This is a genomic window from Rhodococcus sp. KBW08 (assembly GCF_003852455.1).
Classification (GTDB): Bacteria; Actinomycetota; Actinomycetes; order Mycobacteriales; family Mycobacteriaceae; genus Rhodococcus_F; species Rhodococcus_F baikonurensis.
In genome coordinates, this window is the sequence record NZ_QAJJ01000017.1 from 409,424 (window position 1) to 429,277 (window position 19,854).

18 protein-coding genes are annotated in these 19,854 nt (G+C 62.1%); 10 read left to right on the forward strand and 8 right to left on the reverse strand.

Features of this window, described 5'->3' with window-relative positions:
• Complete coding sequence (locus DBV08_RS22510) at positions 1–1,599, reverse strand: FAD-binding protein (protein ID WP_124568887.1); 1,599 nt, start codon at positions 1,597–1,599, stop codon at positions 1–3.
• 115 nt (positions 1,600–1,714) lie between these two features.
• On the opposite strand from DBV08_RS22510, the gene kstD reads away from it, so the two are divergent.
• From kstD to DBV08_RS22545, 7 genes are all read left to right on the forward strand, one after another.
• Positions 1,715–3,448: a 3-oxosteroid 1-dehydrogenase gene (gene kstD / locus DBV08_RS22515; protein WP_185564823.1), complete on the forward strand. Its 1,734-nt coding sequence runs from the start codon at positions 1,715–1,717 to the stop codon at positions 3,446–3,448.
• Positions 3,438–4,295 (forward strand): MaoC/PaaZ C-terminal domain-containing protein, encoded by an 858-nt coding sequence (locus tag DBV08_RS22520; RefSeq protein ID WP_124568889.1) that lies wholly within the window; start codon positions 3,438–3,440, stop codon positions 4,293–4,295. Before kstD ends, DBV08_RS22520 begins: the two co-directional genes overlap by 11 nt.
• 69 nt (positions 4,296–4,364) lie before the next feature.
• A complete protein-coding gene (locus DBV08_RS22525) occupies positions 4,365–6,128 on the forward strand; it encodes a cholesterol oxidase substrate-binding domain-containing protein (protein WP_124568890.1) in 1,764 nt (587 codons plus the stop codon).
• Between the two features lie 854 nt (positions 6,129–6,982).
• A complete protein-coding gene (locus DBV08_RS22530) occupies positions 6,983–7,270 on the forward strand; it encodes a MerR family transcriptional regulator (protein ID WP_020906139.1) in 288 nt (95 codons plus the stop codon).
• A gap of 142 nt (positions 7,271–7,412) precedes the next feature.
• Entirely contained in the window at positions 7,413–8,600 is a 1,188-nt protein-coding gene (locus DBV08_RS22535; RefSeq protein ID WP_185564826.1) for a serine hydrolase, read from the forward strand.
• Between the two features lie 187 nt (positions 8,601–8,787).
• The gene (locus DBV08_RS22540; RefSeq protein WP_124568892.1) at positions 8,788–9,597 is read left to right on the forward strand and encodes a PE-PPE domain-containing protein; all 810 of its coding nucleotides are present in this window, start codon (positions 8,788–8,790) and stop codon (positions 9,595–9,597) included.
• A gap of 81 nt (positions 9,598–9,678) precedes the next feature.
• On the forward strand, positions 9,679–10,527 hold the full coding sequence (locus tag DBV08_RS22545; RefSeq protein WP_124568893.1) for a sterol desaturase family protein: 849 nt from the start codon (positions 9,679–9,681) through the stop codon (positions 10,525–10,527).
• 17 nt (positions 10,528–10,544) lie between these two features.
• Here DBV08_RS22545 and DBV08_RS22550 read toward each other — a convergent pair whose 3' ends face one another.
• Together DBV08_RS22550 and DBV08_RS22555 are read right to left on the reverse strand one after the other, a co-directional pair.
• Positions 10,545–11,852, reverse strand: a complete 1,308-nt coding sequence (locus tag DBV08_RS22550; protein WP_124568894.1) for an FtsX-like permease family protein — start codon at positions 11,850–11,852, stop codon at positions 10,545–10,547.
• A complete protein-coding gene (locus DBV08_RS22555; protein ID WP_240952356.1) occupies positions 11,849–12,541 on the reverse strand; it encodes an ABC transporter ATP-binding protein in 693 nt (230 codons plus the stop codon). Before DBV08_RS22555 ends, DBV08_RS22550 begins: the two co-directional genes overlap by 4 nt.
• A gap of 128 nt (positions 12,542–12,669) precedes the next feature.
• On the opposite strand from DBV08_RS22555, the gene DBV08_RS22560 reads away from it, so the two are divergent.
• Positions 12,670–13,419 carry an AraC family transcriptional regulator gene (locus DBV08_RS22560; protein WP_124568895.1) on the forward strand — a complete coding sequence of 250 codons (750 nt, stop codon included), beginning with the start codon at positions 12,670–12,672 and terminating at the stop codon, positions 13,417–13,419.
• On the opposite strand, the gene zapE is transcribed toward DBV08_RS22560, so the two are convergent.
• Positions 13,406–14,377 carry a cell division protein ZapE gene (zapE, locus tag DBV08_RS22565; protein ID WP_124568896.1) on the reverse strand — a complete coding sequence of 324 codons (972 nt, stop codon included), beginning with the start codon at positions 14,375–14,377 and terminating at the stop codon, positions 13,406–13,408. The genes DBV08_RS22560 and zapE overlap by 14 nt on opposite strands.
• A 95-nt stretch (positions 14,378–14,472) precedes the next feature.
• Between zapE and DBV08_RS22570 the strand changes: the two genes are divergently transcribed.
• Entirely contained in the window at positions 14,473–15,039 is a 567-nt protein-coding gene (locus tag DBV08_RS22570; protein WP_095970919.1) for a TetR/AcrR family transcriptional regulator, read from the forward strand.
• A 10-nt stretch (positions 15,040–15,049) separates the two neighbouring features.
• On the opposite strand, the gene DBV08_RS22575 is transcribed toward DBV08_RS22570, so the two are convergent.
• Positions 15,050–16,210: a lipase family protein gene (locus DBV08_RS22575; protein ID WP_124568897.1), complete on the reverse strand. Its 1,161-nt coding sequence runs from the start codon at positions 16,208–16,210 to the stop codon at positions 15,050–15,052.
• 215 nt (positions 16,211–16,425) lie between these two features.
• Here DBV08_RS22575 and DBV08_RS22580 point away from each other — a divergent pair, with 215 nt between their 5' ends.
• Positions 16,426–17,220: a putative protein N(5)-glutamine methyltransferase gene (locus tag DBV08_RS22580; RefSeq protein ID WP_124568898.1), complete on the forward strand. Its 795-nt coding sequence runs from the start codon at positions 16,426–16,428 to the stop codon at positions 17,218–17,220.
• Positions 17,221–17,231: 11 nt separating this feature from the next.
• On the opposite strand, the gene DBV08_RS22585 is transcribed toward DBV08_RS22580, so the two are convergent.
• From DBV08_RS22585 to DBV08_RS22595, 3 genes are read right to left on the reverse strand one after another with little or no spacing between them, the layout of a single operon-like run.
• The gene (locus DBV08_RS22585; protein WP_124568899.1) at positions 17,232–17,843 is read right to left on the reverse strand and encodes a TetR/AcrR family transcriptional regulator; all 612 of its coding nucleotides are present in this window, start codon (positions 17,841–17,843) and stop codon (positions 17,232–17,234) included.
• Positions 17,844–17,873: 30 nt separating this feature from the next.
• Positions 17,874–18,674, reverse strand: coding sequence for an ABC transporter permease (locus tag DBV08_RS22590; RefSeq protein ID WP_003945537.1), 801 nt, complete (start codon positions 18,672–18,674; stop codon positions 17,874–17,876).
• Positions 18,671–19,627 carry an ATP-binding cassette domain-containing protein gene (locus DBV08_RS22595; RefSeq protein ID WP_095970915.1) on the reverse strand — a complete coding sequence of 319 codons (957 nt, stop codon included), beginning with the start codon at positions 19,625–19,627 and terminating at the stop codon, positions 18,671–18,673. Before DBV08_RS22595 ends, DBV08_RS22590 begins: the two co-directional genes overlap by 4 nt.
• Positions 19,628–19,854 lie beyond the last annotated feature (227 nt).

Sequence of the window (19,854 nt, forward strand, 5' to 3'; positions counted from 1 at the left end):
TCAGGCCTTTCCGGCTGTTGCGAATGTGGCTGCATGCTGGCCGGCACGACGGCCGGAGAACACGCAGTCGGCGAGCGACAATCCGCTCACATACGAGTTGGAACAGATACCGACGGCGGTACGGCCGGCGGCATACAGGCCGGGGATACCCTCCCCGGCCTCGTTTTTCACCATGCCGGACGATTCGTCGACCACCAATCCACCGAGCGTGAGCATCGGGCACGGATTCATCATGTTGGGCTTGATCGAGACGTCGTACATCGTGAACGGTGCAGACAGTATCGGCCTGACGAAGTCCGACGGTTTGCCCATCGGATCAGGTTGTCCGGCAGCGGCGGCGGAGTTGTGCGCGTCGACTGTGGCTTGAAGGCCGGCGACGTCTATCCCCGCTTTGCGGGCGACCTCGGCAATGGTGTTGCCACGGACGGCGGTACGCATCATGCCGGTGGTCTGTACTCGCTGGAACCACATCGACTGGTCACCGATCTGCGACTTCGCTTCACGAACGAGTGCGGAATCTGCCAGCAACCAACCGATTCCGCGGCTCTTCTCCGCCATCGCCTGACCAAGTGCGGCACCGTAACGGGACTCGTCGACGATCCGCTCTCCGGATTCACCCACCAGAACCGAACCGAGAAAAGCGCTGGGCGGGACGATGAATCGCCAGGCTGAGACATTGCCGAGTTTGTCGGTCGCTCCCCCGGCCTCGATGCCGAGGTTGATGCCCTTGCCGTCGTCGCCGGAGGTGCCGAGCGGGATACCGCCCTTGTAGGCAGGGGCATGGGTGCGCATCATCTCGCGATTGGAGACGAAGCCGCCGGCGCTCAGGATCACGCCTCCGCGCGCCTGGATGCGAATCCGCTTGGCGTACTTCTTCTCGATCTTCGCGATGAGTGCGTCGAGAATCGTGCGCAACTGCGGCGCGTAGACGCCGGGTTTGGAGGACAGGGATCCGAGCGTCGCGTGCCGGTGCCGAACTCCGGCAGGAGCGTCACGAAGCGTCAGTGCTTCGACGCCGATCACCCGGCCGTCCTCGATGATCAGCCGGTCCGCTCGCGTCTGGCCGAGCAACTGGACGCCCTTCGCCTCCGCGGACTTCGCGAGCGGGCCGTACAGCATCTTCCCCGAGGTGCCACGCCCCTTGGCACGATGACCGCGCGGAGCAGGCTTTGCGATGTCACGGAACCCACCGGCAGATTCGCTGCCCGAGAAGTAGAGGTAGTGCTTGTTGCTCGGGTACGACGTCTTGTAAGGACACAGTGAGGCCTCGAACGGCACTCCGTGACTGCGCAGCCAGTCGATCGACGCCGGGCTCTCGTCGACGAACCGGCGCAGGGTCTGCGGCGTCACCGCGTCACCGACCTCGCGGTTCAGGTAGGCGAGCATGGCTTCGGGACTGTCCTCGATGCCGGCTTCCTTTTGAATCACGGTGCCGCCACCGGCGTAGTAGATTCCTCCGGAAATCGTGCTGGCGCCACCACCGAGCGCTCGGTCGATCGCCAGAACCGACGAACCGGCCGCTACCGCTTCGAGCGCCGCGCTGGCGCCCGCCACACCGAACCCGACGACAAGGACGTCAACCGAAGTATCCCAGGTCACACCGCACCATCCTCAATCTCACTGCAACGTGTTTCGTTATCAATGACAACGTCCGGAAATACTTCCTGGCAGAAAGCATGGACTGACACCCCCATCATTCTATAACGTGTTCTACATGAGCAAGCAGGAATACGACATCGTCGTCGTCGGCAGTGGTGCCGCAGGTATGACAGCGGCCTTGACCGCAGCCCACCAGGGCTTGAGTGTGGTCATCGTGGAGAAAGCCGCCCACTACGGCGGATCGACCGCCCGTTCCGGTGGTGGGGTCTGGATCCCCAACAACGAGGCACTTCAAGCGGACGGTGTCACCGATACGCCAGAGGCCGCACGTTCCTACCTGCACAGCATCATCGGCGACGTCGTCGCTCCCGAACGCATCGACACCTATCTCGAGCGCGGTCCCGAGATGCTCTCGTTCGTGTTGAAGAACAGCCCGCTCGAACTGCAGTGGGTGCCCGGCTACTCCGACTACTACCCGGAAGCTCCCGGCGGACGCCTCGGTGGCCGCAGTGTCGAGCCCACCCCGTTCGACGGCAACAAGTTGGGCGCCGACCGCAAGAACCTCGAGCCCGACTACGTCAAGGCCCCCAAGAACTTCGTCATCACCCAGGCCGACTACAAGTGGCTCAACCTGCTGATGCGCAATCCTCGCGGACCCCTGCGCGCCATGAAGGTCGGCATGCGATTCCTCGCAGCCAAGGCCACCAAGAAGGATCTGCTGGTTCGCGGCCAGGCACTGGTCGCCGGTATTCGACTCGGACTTCAGTCCGCCGGAGTACCCATCCTGCTGAACACCCCGCTGACCTCCCTGTACACCGAAGACGGCGCAGTTCGCGGCGTCAACGTCCTCGTCGACGGCGAGGAGCAGGTCATTCGCGCCCGCCACGGAGTCGTGTTGGGATCCGGCGGATTCGAGCACAACAAGGAAATGCGTGAGAAGTACCAGCGCGCACCCATCGGCACCGAATGGACCGTCGGCGCGAAGGCCAACACCGGCGACGGCATCCGCGCGGGCCAAGAAGTCGGCGCTGCAGTCGATTTCATGGACGACGCCTGGTGGGGCCCGTCCATTCCACTGACCGGCGGCCCGTGGTTCGCTCTTTCCGAGCGCACCCTCCCGGGCTGCATGATGGTCAACATGTCGGGCAAGCGCTTCGGAAACGAGGCCGCTCCGTACGTCGAGGCAACCCATGCGATGTACGGCGGTGAGTACGGTCAGGGCGAAGGCCCCGGCGAGAACATCCCGACGTGGATGATCCTCGATCAGCGCTACCGCAACCGCTACACGTTTGCCGGTATCACTCCCCGCTCCCCCTTCCCCGGCCGCTGGCTCAAGGCCGGCATCGTGGTCAAGGCAGGAACCATTGCCGAATTGGCCGAGAAGACAGGACTTCCCGTCGCATCGCTGACCGAGACCGTCGATCGGTTCAACGGCTTCGCGCGCAACGGCAAGGACGAGGACTTCGGACGTGGCGACAGTGGATACGACGCGTACTACGGCGATCCCCGGCTGAAGAACCCCAGCCTCGCCGAAATCAGCAAGGCTCCGTTCTACGCCATCAAGATGGTTCCGGGTGACCTCGGTACCAAGGGCGGAATCTGCACCGACGTCAACGGCCGAGCACTACGCGAAGACGGAAGCGTCATCGACGGCCTCTACGCCGCCGGCAACGCGAGCGCTCCGGTCATGGGCCACACCTACGCCGGACCGGGCGCGACCATCGGTCCCGCAATGACTTTCGGTTACCTGGCCGTACTCGACATCGTCGAGCGCGCAAAGAAGGCCGAGACCACCGGAGCAACGGCATCAGCTGCGACTGAAAAGACGGCGGTCGACCATGCCAATTGATCCGAAGATCGCGCTCGGCGCCGAGCTTGCCCCACAAGAGTTCTCGTGGACGCCGTCGGACGTGCAGCACTACCACTTGGCACTGGGCGCTGGAGCACGTCCGCTCGATCCGAGCGAACTGCGCTACCTCGACGACGAAAAGCCTCAGGTACTGCCCACCTTCGCCACCGTCGCCGCCAACTTCCACGCCACCGAAGCCCCGAAGGTCTCGTTCCCCGGCGTCGAAATCGATCTGGCGAAGGTAGTCCACGGAAGCCAGGAAGTCACTGTCCATCAGCCGATCCCGGCAAGTGGAAGTGGTCGCACCACAACTCGAATCGCCGAGGTCTGGGACAAGGGCAAGGCCGCGGTGATCGTGCAGGAATCCGTCACGGTCGACGCCGAAGGCAACCCTCTCTGGACCGCTCGCTCGTCCATTTTCGCCCGCGGCGAGGGTGGTTTCGGGGGTGAACGTGGTCCGTCGGAGTCGATTTCGCTTCCGGATCGCGAACCAGATGAGACAGTGGTGACGCCTGTGCTTCCACAGCAGGCTTTGCTGTACCGGATGTGTGGTGATCGGAATCCGTTGCACTCGGATCCGCAATTCGCCTCCGCGGCAGGCTTTCCAGCGCCTATCCTGCATGGACTGTGTACTTACGGAATGGTCTGCAAGACCGCAGTGGATACCATGCTCGACGGCGACAGCAGTCGGGTAGCCGGATTTCGGGCCCGCTTTGCCGGGGTCGTATTTCCCGGCGAGAACTTGAGTATCCAGATCTGGAAAGACAATGGGCGACTCCTGATCTCAGCTTCTGTACTGGAGCGCGAAGCTCCTGCTCTGGCTGACGTAGTTCTCACTCTTGTCTGATACCCACCTGTCTGATACCCACCTGTTAGAACTCACCGCAGTTCTCGAACCCGATGGAGTAGCCCGAAGATGACGGCACAAGACGAAAAGTTCCGACTGTCCCGACGAGGTTTCATGGCGGCTGGAGCCGGCGCCGTGGCAGCGACTGCATTCGCCGGCTGGACGCCCGCCTATGCCGTCCCCGCCGGCTCTTCCGGCTCCGCGGGTGGTCCCGTCTCCACCCTCACGCCGCCGCCTGCCTTCCCCGAAGGCATCGCGCTGTACCAGCAGGCATATCAGAACTGGTCCAAAGAGATCATGCTCGACGCGATCTGGACCTGTTCGCCCAAGACGCCCGAAGACGTAGTCCGCCTCGCGAACTGGGGACACGCCAACGGCTACACCATTCGCCCCCGCGGCGCCATGCACGGTTGGACACCGCTGACCATCGTCAACGGCGCGCCGGTCGACAAGGTCATCCTCGCCGACACCACAGTCCACCTCACCGGCGTCTCCGTCAACGCCGGTGGCAGCCCGGCTACCGTCACCGCAGGACCCGGCGCGACCCTCGACGCCATCACCACCGCACTGCAGGCACAGGGCCTCGGGTTCGCGAACCTGCCGGCGCCTGGTGTGTTGACCATCGCCGGCTGCCTCGCCGTCGACGCTCACGGCGCAGCTCTTCCCGCCGAAGGCGAAGCGCATGTTCCCGGACAGACTTTCGGCTCACTCTCCAACCTCGTCACGTCCCTGACCGCGGTGGTCTGGAACGGTAGTGAATACGCACTGAAGACGTATGCACGTAGCGACGCGGCGATCAAGCCGCTGCTGACTCACCTCGGACGCACCTTCCTCACCTCCGTCACCTTGCAAGCCGCCCCCAACTACCGCATGCGCTGCGTCAGCCACACCGACATCGGTTGGCAGGAACTCTTCGGCGCCCGCGGCGCGTCCGGACGAACCTTCGAGAAGTTCGTCCGCGAAAACGGTCGCGCAGAAGCAATCTGGTACCCCTTCACAGAACGCCCGTGGATGAAGGTGTGGTCACTTGCCCCCACCAAGCCGCCGTTCTCGCGTGAGGTGACCGGACCGTACAACTACATCTTCTCCGACAACCTCCCGGAGCCGGTCACCGACATGATCGGCCAGATCAACGCCGGAAACCCGGGCATCGCACCGGCATTCGGCCAGATCATGTACGCCACCACCGTTGCCGGACTCGCCGCCACCTTCTCGAACGACCTCTGGGGATGGTCCAAGGACGTACAGTTCTACATCCGGGCCACCACCCTGCGCCTGACCGAGGGCGGCGGCGCCGTCATCACCTCCCGCGCCAACATCGGCCAGGTCATCCACGACTTCACCCAGTGGTTCAACGGCCGCATGGAGTACTACCGCTCCATCGGACAGTTCCCCCTCAACGGCCCCGTCGAAATCCGCTGCTGCGGCCTCGATCAACCGTCCGAGGTCGAGGTCGACTCGGCAGGCGCCCCCACCATCTCGGCCATGCGCCCCCGCCCCGACCATCCGGAGTGGGACACCGCCATCTGGCTCAACGTCCTCGGCGTCCCCGGAACCCCCGGCATGTTCGCGTTCTACCGCGAAATGGAACAGTGGATGCGCAATCACTACAACAACAACGACGCCACCTTCCGCCCCGAGTGGTCCAAGGGCTGGGCGTTCGGCCCCGACAAGCCGTACACCGACACCCCGATCATCACCCAGGGCCTCCCCCAGACCTACCGCGACGGCGTCCCATCGAGCGACAACTGGGACACCGCCAACGCCGCATACAACGCGTTGGATCCGCACAAGGTCTTCAGCAACACGTTCCTGGACCAGTTGTTGCCCTGAGGTTCACGAACCACCTACACGCTCTGACAACTCGACGGTCGTCGCCACTCCCAGCATTCGGGATTGCGGCGGCCGTCGTGCGTTGGAGCGACGGACATGAGAAAGCCCTCCGCATGCCGACCAGGCACCCGACTCAATCGCGATCAGGATGGATCGCCTCGTGCATACTTTCCACTGCCCTGGCATGAGTTGAGAGCTCGGATCTAGCCGACCGAATCGTGGCGCTGTCGCTGCGTGCCCCCGGCTCGGACGACGACGAGTCCTCTCCGTGGCTCGACACGCCTCCTCCGGGCTGCTCGGAGGAGCCGGTGCGCTCTTCCCTCTCCGCGCGGGCACGCAACAACGACTCGGACTTCGGGGTATTTCGCATCGGAGCATTGTCCCAGATCCATCTCCTACGACTCACACGGAGCGCTCTCACCCCCGGTGAGCGGGTCGTTCCTGAACATCGATACCTGGAAAGTCCGCAACAAAATATCTACAGCGGTCAGGGTAGACATTCTCGCGGGGCTGTTGTATCTTTTTTCTCGTAGCAAGGAACGAGTCAAGAGATGCGGGAGAGATGAACTACCCGCAAGCAGTACCGCAGGGCAGGGACGTGCCGGGGCCGAATTCGTGTGTGAGTGTGCAGTCGGACCCGGCACCCCCCTTCAAAGCGGCTACCGGATGTCTTGTGCGAGTCCGGAAGTTCGAAAGAATGCAGTTATGTAAGTAAGTTCAACCCCATCCGGCCCCCGGCGCACCTCGCGCCGGGGGCCCCGTCCGTTCAGCGAAAGAAGCGAGCCATTCCGGCAGATACACCACCGGGGGACCCCTCCGGCAGATTCGACGACGAGAACTATCCTGCGTACAGCATGGGACATGCGGCCGAGATCCTCGGCGTCAGACAAGCTTTCCTTCGTAGCCTCGATGCCGCGAAACTGCTTACCCCACAACGCTCCGAGGGCGGACATCGCCGCTACTCCCGCTACCAGCTGCGCATCGCGGCCCGCGCGCACGAACTTGTAGCCAATGGCACGGCTCTCGACGCGGCTTGCCGCATCATCATCCTCGAAGACCAACTCACCGAGGCTCGTCGCATCAACGCCGAGCTTCAGCAAGCGCAGGACCGACGAGCGGAATCGGACGCGACGCCAGACTGAGGACTGACGTGATCAGGCACTGGGAATAGCAGTCGCCCCTGACCGTCAATCTGTTCACTCCCCCTTCGAACTGCTAAATTCAGACAATTGGGACATTGCTCGGCGTCGGTTGCTCGATTTCCACATCGAAGGGATCGCAGGCATGAATTCCTCCCACCACCGCCGCCGGGTGCGACTGGCTGCTCTGTCGATCACCTTGACCGTTGCCATTGCAACCGCTGCGTGCAGTTCCGACGAGGACGCGGCAATAAACACGAACAGCGCAACTCCCAGCACCGCGAGCAGTCAGGAATCCACCGAGATCGCGGACATCGTCCGCCGTCAGGTGGCCGACCTGGGCCTCAGTGCCGCGGTGTTCGGTGTATGGCGGGGCGACGACGAGGTTGCTCTCGGCGCCGTCGGAGAGTCCCCTGTCGGAGTTCCGGCTACAACCGACATGCAGTTGCGCGTCGGCCAGCCGATGGAACCGATGCTCTCGACAGTCCTGCTGCAACTCGACGAAGAGGGAACGCTCCCCCTCGATCAGCCGATCGCGAAGTGGGAACCGAACTTTCCACGCGCAGAGACCATCACTCCGCGAATGCTGGCCAACAGCACGTCGGGTATCTCCGACTACGTGACAGATCCACAGTTCCTCAAACTCTTCACGGACAATCCGATGAAGGGCTGGACGTCTCAGGAGATCCTGAATCTTGCCAACTCTCGTCCACCTCTGTTCGAACCCGGCACCAGTTGGGCGTACGCGCACAGCGACCTGACGCTGCTCGGCGACGTCATGGAGAAAGCGACTGGAAAACCGCTGGGTGACCTACTTCAGCAGCGCGTCTTCGATCCAATCGGGATGGATAACAGCAGCGTTGTGCTCACGCCGCAGATGGACGAACCGATCCTGCACGGCTACACCAATGAACGCGGAGTGTTCGAAGACTCCACCTTCTGGAATCCGACGGCTTTCCTGCACAGCGGAAACATGAACGCGCCTGTCGCCGACGTCGGAAGGTGGGTTCGCGCACTCGGAACGGGAGAGTTGCTCTCCGACAAGGCTTTCGAGCAACAGATGGCGCCGACGACTGCGGGCTTGGGAAGTATGACGGCGGACAAGTTCTTTTCCTTCGGGACCGGGCACCTCGACGGCTGGCTGGTGATGAACCCGTCGTACGGCGGTTACAACGGTCTTGCGCTGTACTACCCCGACTCGAAGACGACGATCGTCGTCTACGCCACACTCGGGCCGACAACCAACGCGGACCTCAACAACGCCGTGTCGATGGGGAAGGAGATCGGAACCCTCCTCGAGCCGGATCACCCGCCGCAGGTACCGTCACCGTGACGCCCCACACACGCTGGTAGTAACAGCGCCGGTCGGCAACTTCCTGTTTACGCACGGATTACCTCCAGGACTTATCGCCCCATCACCATTCTCTTCAGTACCGAACGAAACGCGTCGGACCGCGGGCTGTCTCGCCAGTGAACGAGAACGTAGATAGATGGGGACCTGCCCGATGAGGAAATACGCGATGTCAGTGGCATGCACGGTTGCAGTCACAGCGGGGGTGACTCTTGTGATGTCGGTGCCTGCCGGAGCGGACCCGAATGACGGTGGGTCGTGCCCGGCCGGTGCGGTATTCGCGGTCGGCGGAACGTGGGATCCGACGGGACAAACGACACAACCAATCACCGACCGCTACGTGGCCCAGGGTTATGCCGCCAAGCCGGTGACCTACCCCGCCAGTTTCTGGCCGCTCGGCGATCAGACGTACGACCAGAGTGTTGCCGCCGGCGCCCAGACACTTCGCACCGAAGTCAACGCATTCCACGCTCAGTGCCCGGGCAGCGAGATCGTCGTCACCGGATACTCGCAGGGAGCGCGGATTGCCGGCGACGTGCTCGGTGACATCGCACGCGACGGATCCATTCCGCAGTCGCAAGTCGAAGGCGTCCTCTACGCCGACCCTCGCAACTCGGCCGGGGGCATCGAAACCGTAGTGCCCAATGTCGTTCCGGGAGCGACGATGTCCGGAGCACGCGGCGGATTCGGCGACATCGCAGTACGGGAAGTCTGCATCGAGGGTGACGGCATCTGCAACATGCCCAAGCCGCGTGATGCTCCCGAGGTGTTCGTGGATTCGGTCTTCGGCTACTTCACGAAGCACAACACCTATACGCCGATGATGTCCGAGCCCGCTCCGCCTGCTGCCCCGGCATTGCCGGAGACACCGTCGGTACCTCTGCAACCCGCTGACATTGCCACTGCGATCGTGACGCGGGTCGTCGAGAACATCACTCCGTATCTGACCGCTGCACTCACCACCGTGCTGACGAAGTAACGCGACAGCGCTTGTTCGGCTGACTGAAAGTCGACCGATTCGTACAAGTCGAGAGCCACCGCATCGAGCACCATCGATCACATGCTCACCTTCATCGTCAGATACGGGTACGTCCCGTTCATGCTCTTGGGAATCAACGGAGCCGCAATCGCGCTGGCGGCATCCGGCGCGCCGAAATGGTCACTGGTGGCATTGATTCTCTTCGCAGTGGTCTGCTCTTTTGCCGCCGAACGGGCGCTTCCCTACGAATCTTCGTGGAATGCCCCGGGACCGGACAGGTTTCGCGACGCTGTCCATGCGTTTGTCAACGAATCCCTCATCTTGGTCAGCGTCGCGGTGATTCCGTTGATGGCCGCGGTGATTCCGTTCGACGGTCTGTGGCCGAGCGGTCTTCCGTTTGTCGTTCAGGTTGTCTTCGCAGTGTTGGTTGCCGATTTCGGCATCACCGTAGTGCATTTGATCAGCCACAAGGTTGGATGGTTGTGGCGTTTCCACGCGGTTCATCACAGCCTCGAACGGTTCTACGGTATGAACGGACTCATGAAGCACCCCGTGCATCAGACTTTCGAAACCGCCGGCGGCGTCCTGCCACTGATCCTCCTCGGGATGCCCGTTCCAGTTGCCTCGGCGCTCGCGGTTTGCGTCGCTGTCCAACTCCTGCTTCAGCATTCGAACGCCGATTACCGCATCGGCCCTCTCCGTCCGATCCTCGCGCTCAACGCCGGCCACCGATTCCATCACCTGAAGTGGGCTGGAATCGGTGACGTCAACTTCGGTTTGTTCACTCTGATCTGGGATCACCTGTTCCGCACTTATTCTTTCGATCCGGAAAAGCGCTTCAGCAGTGACGATCTCGGAATGGCGGCCAAGCCCGACTACCCGGACGACTACCTCGGCCAGTTGGCGGAACCGTTCCGGAGACAGACCTGACGGACAAAGGTCGAGATTCAGCCCGCGAGTACCCGCCGCATGACGGGCTTGGCTGCGAACGCACTGGCCAACACCAACGCAATCCCCACCGCCAGGGTGAGGCCCAACTGAACGAGTGCCATCGGAGTGGTCAGTACGACTGCCCCTGCCAGCGGGAAGAGGAACAGCAGTGCGGCGCCGGCGCCGGCCAGCGCCATTACGATCACGGGAGTGCGAACGTGACGCATACGGGCACTGTCCATCACCTCGACAGGTGTGCCGGCCAGAGTCAGACTCCGATAGAGCTCGCGGTTGTCGAGGATCCCGGATACCTGGGTGAGTGCAGACGAGACAGCTGCCAACGTGAACGTTGCTCCGAGCGTGAACAACACACCGGTTCTCATGTCGGCGAACAAGAATTCCTGTCCCGGTTGCAGTTCCTGACCCTCTCCGTTGCCTATCGCTGCGAGCAAAGACGTGCCGGCGGCAACAAAACTTGCCATCGTCACACCGCTGACCGTGCGCCACACGGCCTTCGGGTTGTCCAGGACCCGACGTGCCGCGATCAACGACGCACCGTCCCTCGCGAATCGGAGCATGATCCGTCCGAGCAACGAGATGACGAACGGACCGACCAGCGCAACAACGCCGAAGCAGAGACCAAGTCCCACCAGAATTGCCGCGATGCTCGCCGCGGCACCACCGAATGCACTCCATCCCAACAGAACCCCGACACCCGCGACAGCGAAGATCATCTTCGGCGCGGCACTCGGATTGCCCGCCGTGACTCCCAACGGACTCACGAACACCTGACGCATCCCGAGCATCGACGTCAAAGCCGCCAGTACGGTCATTCCGAATACGATGCCCACCAGAGGAACTGCGCCGACCCACAGCTCACCCCACTCGAAGGTGCGACCTTGAAATCGCAAGAGCGCCACGAGCGGCAACGCGAGGAAGTACCCCAGCGCGCCGATCAACGCACCGGCCAAGCCCTGGACACCCGATTCCGCAGCGCACAGCGCAACAATCTGACGAGGTGTGGATCCGATGAGTCGCAGCGCGGCCAGACGTTCGTCTCGGCGACGGGCGCCCAAGCGGGCCGCCGCCAGACCGAGAGTGATCGCCGGGACGATCATCAGCACCGACGCAACCCCCGCGAGCGCAAGATAGGCCTCCGACTCGGGTTCACTCGTTCTGCCGGCAAAGGCACCGTAACCACCGAGAACCGTGAGCAGCAAGGTGGTCGACGCGGCAAAGGCCGATACGGGGAGCGCGAAGGTACTCAACGTCTTTCGTCCCTCGCCTCGCACCGTCATCAAGGCGACACGCGCTGTGGCCTTCATGCCGCCACCTGTGTCCCGACGAGCGAACCGGCCTGCATCGTCATCGTACGATCACACCAGCGAGCGACCTCGGCGTCGTGAGTGACGACGACCAATGCCGAACCGATCTGTTGCGCAGAATCACGCAACACTCTCATCACTTCCCAGCTTGTCTGTGCGTCGAGGGCACCGGTCGGCTCGTCCGCGAACAGAACTGCAGGTTTGGTCACCAACGCTCGGGCGATCGCGACACGTTGGGATTGTCCTCCCGACATCTGACCTGGGCGCCGGTCCTGCAATCCCTCCAGACCCAAAGGTGCGAAGAAACCGTGCGCCGTCCTCTTCGCTTCCGCGATGGACAAACCGTTGAGCACCAAAGGCAAAGCGACGTTCTCGATCGCCGGAAGCTCCGGCAACAGCTGACCCGACTGGAAGACGAACCCGTAGGACTCACGCCGCAGTCGACTTCGATCGTTCTCACCGAGGTTTTCGATATGTCTACCGCCCAACATGATTGCGCCTGAGTCAGGTTTCACGATTCCTGACATGCAGTGCAGCAGCGTCGACTTACCCGATCCTGACGGCCCCATGATCGCCGTGGCAGTGCCCGCACGGACTTCCAGCGACACACCACGGAGCACCGGAACATTGCCGTACGACTTGCCCAGCGAGTGGACCGACAAGACTGCGGGTGATTGTGCGTTGTTCATGAATACAGCCTCTCGCGAAACCCCTCGCCGACACATCGGCCCAGCGCACGATCTTCGAACTGCCCACGGTCCTACCGGAGGATGACCGGCCCCCGAGGTCTGTCAGGGTCGTCACTATGATTTCCGGCATGACCTGGTCCGGTGACGTCCACATGCAGCCCGGCATTCTCATGTTCGCCGGAGCCGTCGGGTCAGCACACACGCATGCGCATGCCGCTGTTCAGATCATGATCGTCGACGACGGGGTGGTCACGGTCACGGACGGGAACGGCCACAGGGAAGTCGTGCGATCCGTGGTCATTCCGTCAGGGGCGGTGCACTCGTTGTCCGCCTCGGAAGGCGCGCGAGGACGGGCGATCTATGTCGATTCCACTATCGGGATGGGCCGACGCATCCAGCCGCCTGAATCCGACCTCGGCGGTGTGGCCGAATGGTCGAATCGTGGACGGACGGCCGTGGCGATGACCGACCGTGGCGATGATTCTGATCTGGAATACGCAGCGAGGCTCGTCGATTCACTGTCCGGAGGCAAACAGCCGTCGAACCTACGTGATCTTCACCCTGCGCTCGAACATGCTCTGACGATACTGCCCGAGCGCCTTTCGGGGCCGATCACGCTGGCGGACACCGCCGCGCGGGTCTCCATCTCGTCCGGACGCTTGGGAAGAATCTTCAACGATCAACTGCAGATGAGCTTTTCGACGTACATCCGTTGGTTGCGGCTACGGCGCGCCATGGAAGTTATGAGCAGTGGCGCAAGTCTGACAACCAGTGCCCACGAGGCCGGTTTCACCGACAGCGCCCATCTCAACCGCATCTGCCACAGCATGTTCGGGCTCACGCCCAGCGCTGCGACCGGCGATCTCACCTGGAATTGATGCTGCTCCCTGAACCAACGCTGTCCGTCTCCGTCCTCGCCAGTAGCGACAGACGACTGTAGAGGCGCGCCAACCCGGGCACGTCCCGGAGGCTGCCTGCTACTTCTTCGACGCAAGCGTCGGCATACACCGTCAGCCGCGCATCGACGTCGTACAGAACATCGACGACGTTACCGAAGCGGCGGACTGCAAATTCCGATGCTTCTTCGAGAACTGGGACCCCGAAGATCACCCAGTCGTCGAAGCGAGAGGCAAGCTCGAGGTAGTCGGCGGCCGAGGTCGAACCGCCGCACAGCACCGCGAAATCGAACCACACGACACCATCTCGAATCGCCGAGCACGCCAATGTGCGTGTACCGATCGTCAATTCGACACCCTCACTCGACGGCCTCACAATTTCCGAGTCGACGAGGAATTCTCCTGTCGCAAAACGGTAGTCCCCGGCACTTGGTTGTCCTGCGGTCCGGTAGTCGATAGAGCCACCCAACTCGATCACCTCGAGAGTCAACTCGATCAACTCGATCGACGGAACGAACTGCTCGTGAAAAAGCGGATTCGGAAGAAGCTCGGTCGGCGGGACATTGGACGTGACAACAACAGTCACACCTTTCGCGACGATTGTGTCGAGAACCCTTGCCATGAACATTGCGTCGGCAACGTCGTCGATGTGGAACTCGTCGAAGCAGAGCACACGGATTCCGTCTACGACGTGGTCCAACGCCGAACCCATCGACCCGAGTTCGTGCGCCCGTGCGTGCAGGTCTGCAAAGAACCGATGAAAGTGAATGCGCCGCTTGCCGACTGGGATGCTGTCGTAGAACTCGTCCATGAGCATCGTCTTCCCGCGGCCGACGCTTCCCCAGAGATAGATCCCGCCCCCGGTCTCACCGCCGGATATCCGGACCCGCAGGGCATCGAGAGCTTCACGTGCCGCCAACTGCTCTTCGTCCAGTAGCATTAGACTCCTCTACGTCTGTAGAGTCGAGGCTAGTGATCGAAAGCAAATCGAGTCAATGTGACCCTCACGACGCACCATCAGCAGCAAGGAACGACATGAAGCCCGACCGCAGAGCTCTCATCGCGGCATCCGCCGTCACGATCATCGCCGAGCAGGGCCCGCGTGCACTCACCCATCGGGCGGTTGATCAGTCCCTGGAACTTCCCGCCGGTTCGACGTCCTACTATTTCCGCACTCGCGAGGCACTTCTCGAAGCGACCGCACTGCACATCGTGCAACGATCGCGTTCCACTTTCAGTGGACTACTCGAAAGCCACGGAGACCCTGCCACCCTGACGGCCGAGTATCTCGACGATCTTCTCTCGCAACGCCGAAACGAATTGATCGCGCGATATGCACTGCTCCTGGAGACTCCCCGAGATTCGACATTGCACCAACTCCTCGAAGGAAGTCTGTTTTCGCTGGAGAAGGCAATACCCATCTTCGAAACCATCGGCGTTGACGATCCCGACGTCGCTGCCGCCAATTTCCTGAGCCTTCTGGAGGGCTTGATCTTCGATTACTGCCTCGGATCACGCAGCCGAGATCCTCGCTCCACCGAAACCGTTCGGCAGCTCAGGATCCCGATCGACATCTACCTGCACGGAGTTCACGCCAACTGAAAGACGTTGTTCAGCAGAGGCTTCCGGTGCATGGTCGTTGACCGGAAAACAGTGCCGCAACAAAGGGAGTGCTGTCTGGAACCGAAGCTGGAACGGTTCCCAGATGATCAGTGGGATAGGTATGGAATGCAAAGTCCACACCGTTTGCAGCGAGGTCAGCCGCGAACTTCAGTGTCAGCGGTGCCGGAACATCGATGTCCGACAACCCCTGACCGATGAAAAACGGGCGGTCGTATCCTGCGGTCGGCACAGTGAGCAGTTCACGTGCAGCCTCCATGAATACCGGATTGTCCAGCGACTTCGTCAGCACCTGCCCGAGCGTGACGGTTCCGTACTTCGTGCGCGCCTCGGTGTAGCACATGTTGTTCTCGACATCGTCGAGGATGGTCTTGCCGAGCGGGGTCAGATACGAGTCGATGTCGATGTCCGGCCTCGAAGCACGCAGTCCGTCAAGAACGTTCGCGATGTAGACCGTCGTACCCTTGAGCGGAAGCGCCGGGAAGGCCGGACCGCCGAGCGGTAGGAGATTCTCGATGTTCGAGGGGACACCAGTGGCGACTGCGCCGCGGTAGTCCAACTCCGGCGCGTAATCAGTGGCAAGCGAAGCGGTGAACATAGTCGCCTGCCCGCCCTGCGACTGCCCCATCGCAACCCATTCGCTCGACAAGTCACCGTCGACCGCACGAGCGGCACGCACCATGTCCACGACGCTGTGCGCAGCGGAACGACCGTCGAGATACGGGTGAACACCGGGTGTTCCGAGTCCCACGTAGTCGGTGGTCACCACCGCGTATCCCTGTTCCAGCCAGTGCCCCAGATGCGTCGCGGTCCGCTCGAGCGGAACGCTATTGCTCGGCGCGCACTGATCCGCGACACCCACCGTTCCGTGCGCGTAGGAGATGACCGGCCAACCACCCTCGGGCGGAGTCCCCTCGGGGCGATACACCACACCGCTACTCGTCATCGGTGCATCCTTCGGGCCCGTGGACCAGTACGTCACCTTCGTTGCGCTCACAGCACCCGGGATGACCCGATCCGCACCGAGCGACTCCTGGCCCACCACGGCGCCGGGGGCATTCTTCGATTCCGCCGCGGCCGGTGCGGTGACGGTCAACGCCACCAACGCGCTCGCACCCAATCCGACGAGCGTTCTACACAGCCGCTTGCTCACGTGCCTTCTCCTACCGATTGCGTTGACAGTGCCGTATGTGGCGATCAGCCCCACATCAGCCAGCCGATCGAGTTCAGACCTTAGAACAGCCTTACCAATTGGTCAACCTAAATTCCCGCTCCACATTTCCCGTTGTCACGCGACTGCTCCGGTAAGGTGGCGGTGTTCTATACATGCAGGTCCCCCGCGAGTTCAGGAGGCCGAAGGGCTCTCTCATGTCAGCGCCTGATCTCCCGACGTTCCCCCCGTCGCAGCAGAATTCGGTGGCCGCGATCCTCCGAGCGGCAGGCTGTGTGTTCGCCGAAGACGAAGCTCGCCTCCTTCTCCACACTGCACGCTCTCGCGACGAACTCGACGCGATGATCGATCGACGATTTGCCGGCGAACCACTCGAGCCTGTCATCGGCTGGGCAGAATTCTGCGGACTACGCATCCACATCGACCCTGGAGTATTCGTCCCCCGCCGACGCACCGAACTCCTCGCCCGCCAGGCCTGCGCACTCGTCGGTGCGGGAAGCGTCGTCATCGACATGTGTTGTGGTTCAGGAGCTGTCGGGGCCTTCGTGCAGGCGATGATCGATGCTGTCGATCTCTACGCGGTGGACATCGAACCGGCCGCCGTTCGCTGCGCTCGTCAGAACATCACACCGCCCGAGCGTGTTCTCGAAGGCGATCTGTACGGCCCACTGCCGACGGCATTACGAGGTCGTGTCGACGTCGTCGTCGCCAATGCGCCCTACGTCCCCACAGACTCGATCCGGCTGATGCCGCCCGAAGCGCGACTTCACGAACCGCACGTCTCGTTGGACGGCGGCGCCGACGGCCTGGACCTACAGCGTCGCATCATCGCCGATGCTGTGCCGTGGCTACGACCGGGCGGTCATCTGCTCGTCGAGACAAGCACGGAGCAGGTCGAGATGACCGTCGAAACCTTCACTCGGGGAGGGTTTCTCACGCGGGTAGCAACCTACAGTGAGACCGCGTCAACTGTGGTGATCGGTCAGTGTTGAAGGCGATCGGATCATGAAGGCGTGGACCACTCCCGAGCGCGGGCGGCAAAGCCGTCGACAAAAAGCCCGAACGCACGATCGACGCGTGCCCGGTCCCCCGTGGCCAGAAGATCCATCGACAGACCCCGCATTTGCGAGAGCAACAGAGTAGCGACAGAGGCAACATCGTCCTCGGGGCAGCCCGCTTGCCGTAGACCGGCTTCCAGTGCCTCGATCCAATCGCCCACGAATCGATCCAGGAACCGTCCGTAGCGTTCACGATCACCGAGCGCGAGGGCGTAGATCTCGACCATCACTCGGAACCGCGGCAGGACCTCCGGCGTCGTACGTTCGGTCCACCACGCGGTCAGCACTGTCGCCGGATCGACCCCCGGTTTCATCGGGACCGCAATCGGAATGGACTCACCACGCATGTTCTCGATGACCTCGGAGAGCAGATTCTCCTTACTCTCGAAATGGTTGAGCAACGACGCATGCGACACACCCACGGCCTTGGCGAGCTGCCTCACCGTCAGTTCCCCGACACCGTTGTCGATAACGTAGCGGGTCAGCGCGTCGAGCAACTCCTCACGTCGCCCGGCATATCTCAGGCTGCGTTTGTCGATGCGTTCGGGCTCCGGCACATACCCACCCTACCGGCCGGAACCACCAGGTCAGCGGCTGACTGCCTTCTGATACCGACGAATAGCGAACGGCACGAAGACGATCAGCAAACCGAAAGTCCACAACAACGACGCGATGACCGGGTTCTGCAGTGGCCACGCATCCGGAACTGTCATCGCAGGATTGGTATTGCCGAACAATTCACGGACCGCCTGCGTCACCGCCGACACCGGATTCCATTCGGCGATCACTTTGAGCGGCCCGGGAAGGTTGGTGGTCTCCACAAAAGTGTTCGCGATGAACGACAGCGGAAAGATGACGATGAAGCTCGCGTTGTTGAAGACCTCCGGCGTCCGGATCCACAGCCCGACGACAGCCATGACCCATGACAACGCGTACGCGAAGAACAGCAGCAGCGCATAGCCTGCCACCGCCTCGAGGAAGCTGGAATGAATGCGCCACCCCACCAGAAGACCGGTCAACGACATGACCACCAAGCTGATGACGTTGATCAACACGTCACTCGACGTTCGGCCGGTGAGCACGGCAGACGGAGCCATGGGCAGCGATCGAAATCTGTCGATGATTCCTTTCTGGATGTCTTCGACCATCCCCAGACCAGTCCAGGTGGCACCGAATATGACTGTCTGCGTGAAGATTCCGGCAATCAGGAATTCTCGATACGACGTGCCCGGGACAGAGATCGCGCTGCCGAACACGTAAGCGAACAAGAGCACGAACATGATCGGCGACAACGTGGTGAACACCAGCAGATCCGGAACGCGCTTGATCTTGATCAAGTTTCGCCTGGCGATGGTCAAACCGTCTTCGAGCGCCATCTGCACGGTCATTTCTGATCCTCCAGTTCAGCCTGGTGCCCGGTCAGTGTGAGGAAGACATCGTCGAGGGTGGGTCTGCGAAGTCCGACGTCGAACACCCGGATGCCGCGTGCCGACAGAAGATTGAGCGCCGCAACCAAGGCATCGGTGCCGTCGTCGACAGGAACAGTGACGCGACGGACATTCTCTTGAACCTGAATGTCCCCCACGGCAAGCGAGCGCAATTCCTCTCGCACGATGTCGAGATGTTCGACCTCGTGCACGCTCAGTTCGATGCGCTCACCCCCGACCCGCGCCTTCAACTGATCTGCGGTACCGCGCGCGATGACCGAGCCGCGGTCGATGACCGCGATCTGGTCGGCCAGCCTCTCTGCTTCTTCCATGTATTGCGTCGTGAGCAACAGTGTTGTCCCCTGCGCCACCAACCCTTCGATGACATCCCAGAGACCGAGTCGCGCCCGAGGATCGAGGCCGGTGGTCGGCTCGTCCAGAAACAACACCTGCGGCCGAGCGACCAATGCGCCCGCGAGATCGAGACGTCGCCGCATTCCACCGGAATAGCCCTTGACCGGCCGATCTCCGGCCTCGACAAGATCGAACTGCTCGAGCAATTCACGCGCTCGGGCCTTACTGCTGCGGGCGCCGAGGTGATACAGCCTCCCAACCATGTCCAGATTCTCGTAGCCCGTCAGGTACTCGTCGACCGCGGCATATTGGCCAGAAGCACCTATCTTCGACCGCAACGCCCGCGCATCCTCGACCACGTCCAGCCCGGCAACCTCGGCGCGACCACCGTCCGGAATGAGCAGCGTCGTGAATATCCTTACCGCGGTGGTTTTTCCGGCACCGTTGGGACCCAACAGTGCCATCACTGAACCCTCGCGCACTTCCAGGTCGATACCGTCCAGTGCCGTGACGTCGCCGTACTTCTTGACCAACCCCTCGGCCACTATCGCTTCGGCCATGAGCCCTCCCGCGTCGGTTGTCCGTCGGTAGTCCGTTCCCCAGTGTGACCCAGGAGGCCGACACATTCCAGGAAATTTCGTCAGATGCCGGGCTGCAATCACCTCCCTGGTTTCGCCGGTGCCTTTCGGTCACGAGGTACGGAACAGAGCACACGTCCCAGTCCTGTCCAATACAGCCGAAAAATTTCACCAACCTTTCGACGGATATACACCGGAAAGAAAAACCC

Bases quoted from the DNA above. Each gene is read 5' to 3' on its own strand.
- DBV08_RS22540 (WP_124568892.1), top strand. From the start codon at position 8,788: ATGTCAGTGGCATGCACGGTTGCAGTCACAGCGGGGGTGACTCTTGTG.
- DBV08_RS22545 (WP_124568893.1), top strand. From the start codon at position 9,679: ATGCTCACCTTCATCGTCAGATACGGGTACGTCCCGTTCATGCTCTTG.
- DBV08_RS22560 (WP_124568895.1), top strand. From the start codon at position 12,670: ATGACCTGGTCCGGTGACGTCCACATGCAGCCCGGCATTCTCATGTTC.
- DBV08_RS22520 (WP_124568889.1), top strand. From the start codon at position 3,438: ATGCCAATTGATCCGAAGATCGCGCTCGGCGCCGAGCTTGCCCCACAA.
- DBV08_RS22580 (WP_124568898.1), top strand. From the start codon at position 16,426: ATGTCAGCGCCTGATCTCCCGACGTTCCCCCCGTCGCAGCAGAATTCG.
- DBV08_RS22555 (WP_240952356.1), bottom strand. From the start codon at position 12,541: ATGAACAACGCACAATCACCCGCAGTCTTGTCGGTCCACTCGCTGGGC.
- DBV08_RS22535 (WP_185564826.1), top strand. From the start codon at position 7,413: ATGAATTCCTCCCACCACCGCCGCCGGGTGCGACTGGCTGCTCTGTCG.
- kstD (WP_185564823.1), top strand. From the start codon at position 1,715: ATGAGCAAGCAGGAATACGACATCGTCGTCGTCGGCAGTGGTGCCGCA.
- DBV08_RS22570 (WP_095970919.1), top strand. From the start codon at position 14,473: ATGAAGCCCGACCGCAGAGCTCTCATCGCGGCATCCGCCGTCACGATC.
- DBV08_RS22530 (WP_020906139.1), top strand. From the start codon at position 6,983: ATGGGACATGCGGCCGAGATCCTCGGCGTCAGACAAGCTTTCCTTCGT.
- DBV08_RS22590 (WP_003945537.1), bottom strand. From the start codon at position 18,674: ATGACCGTGCAGATGGCGCTCGAAGACGGTTTGACCATCGCCAGGCGA.
- DBV08_RS22525 (WP_124568890.1), top strand. From the start codon at position 4,365: ATGACGGCACAAGACGAAAAGTTCCGACTGTCCCGACGAGGTTTCATG.
- DBV08_RS22595 (WP_095970915.1), bottom strand. From the start codon at position 19,627: ATGGCCGAAGCGATAGTGGCCGAGGGGTTGGTCAAGAAGTACGGCGAC.
- DBV08_RS22550 (WP_124568894.1), bottom strand. From the start codon at position 11,852: ATGAAGGCCACAGCGCGTGTCGCCTTGATGACGGTGCGAGGCGAGGGA.
- zapE (WP_124568896.1), bottom strand. From the start codon at position 14,377: ATGCTACTGGACGAAGAGCAGTTGGCGGCACGTGAAGCTCTCGATGCC.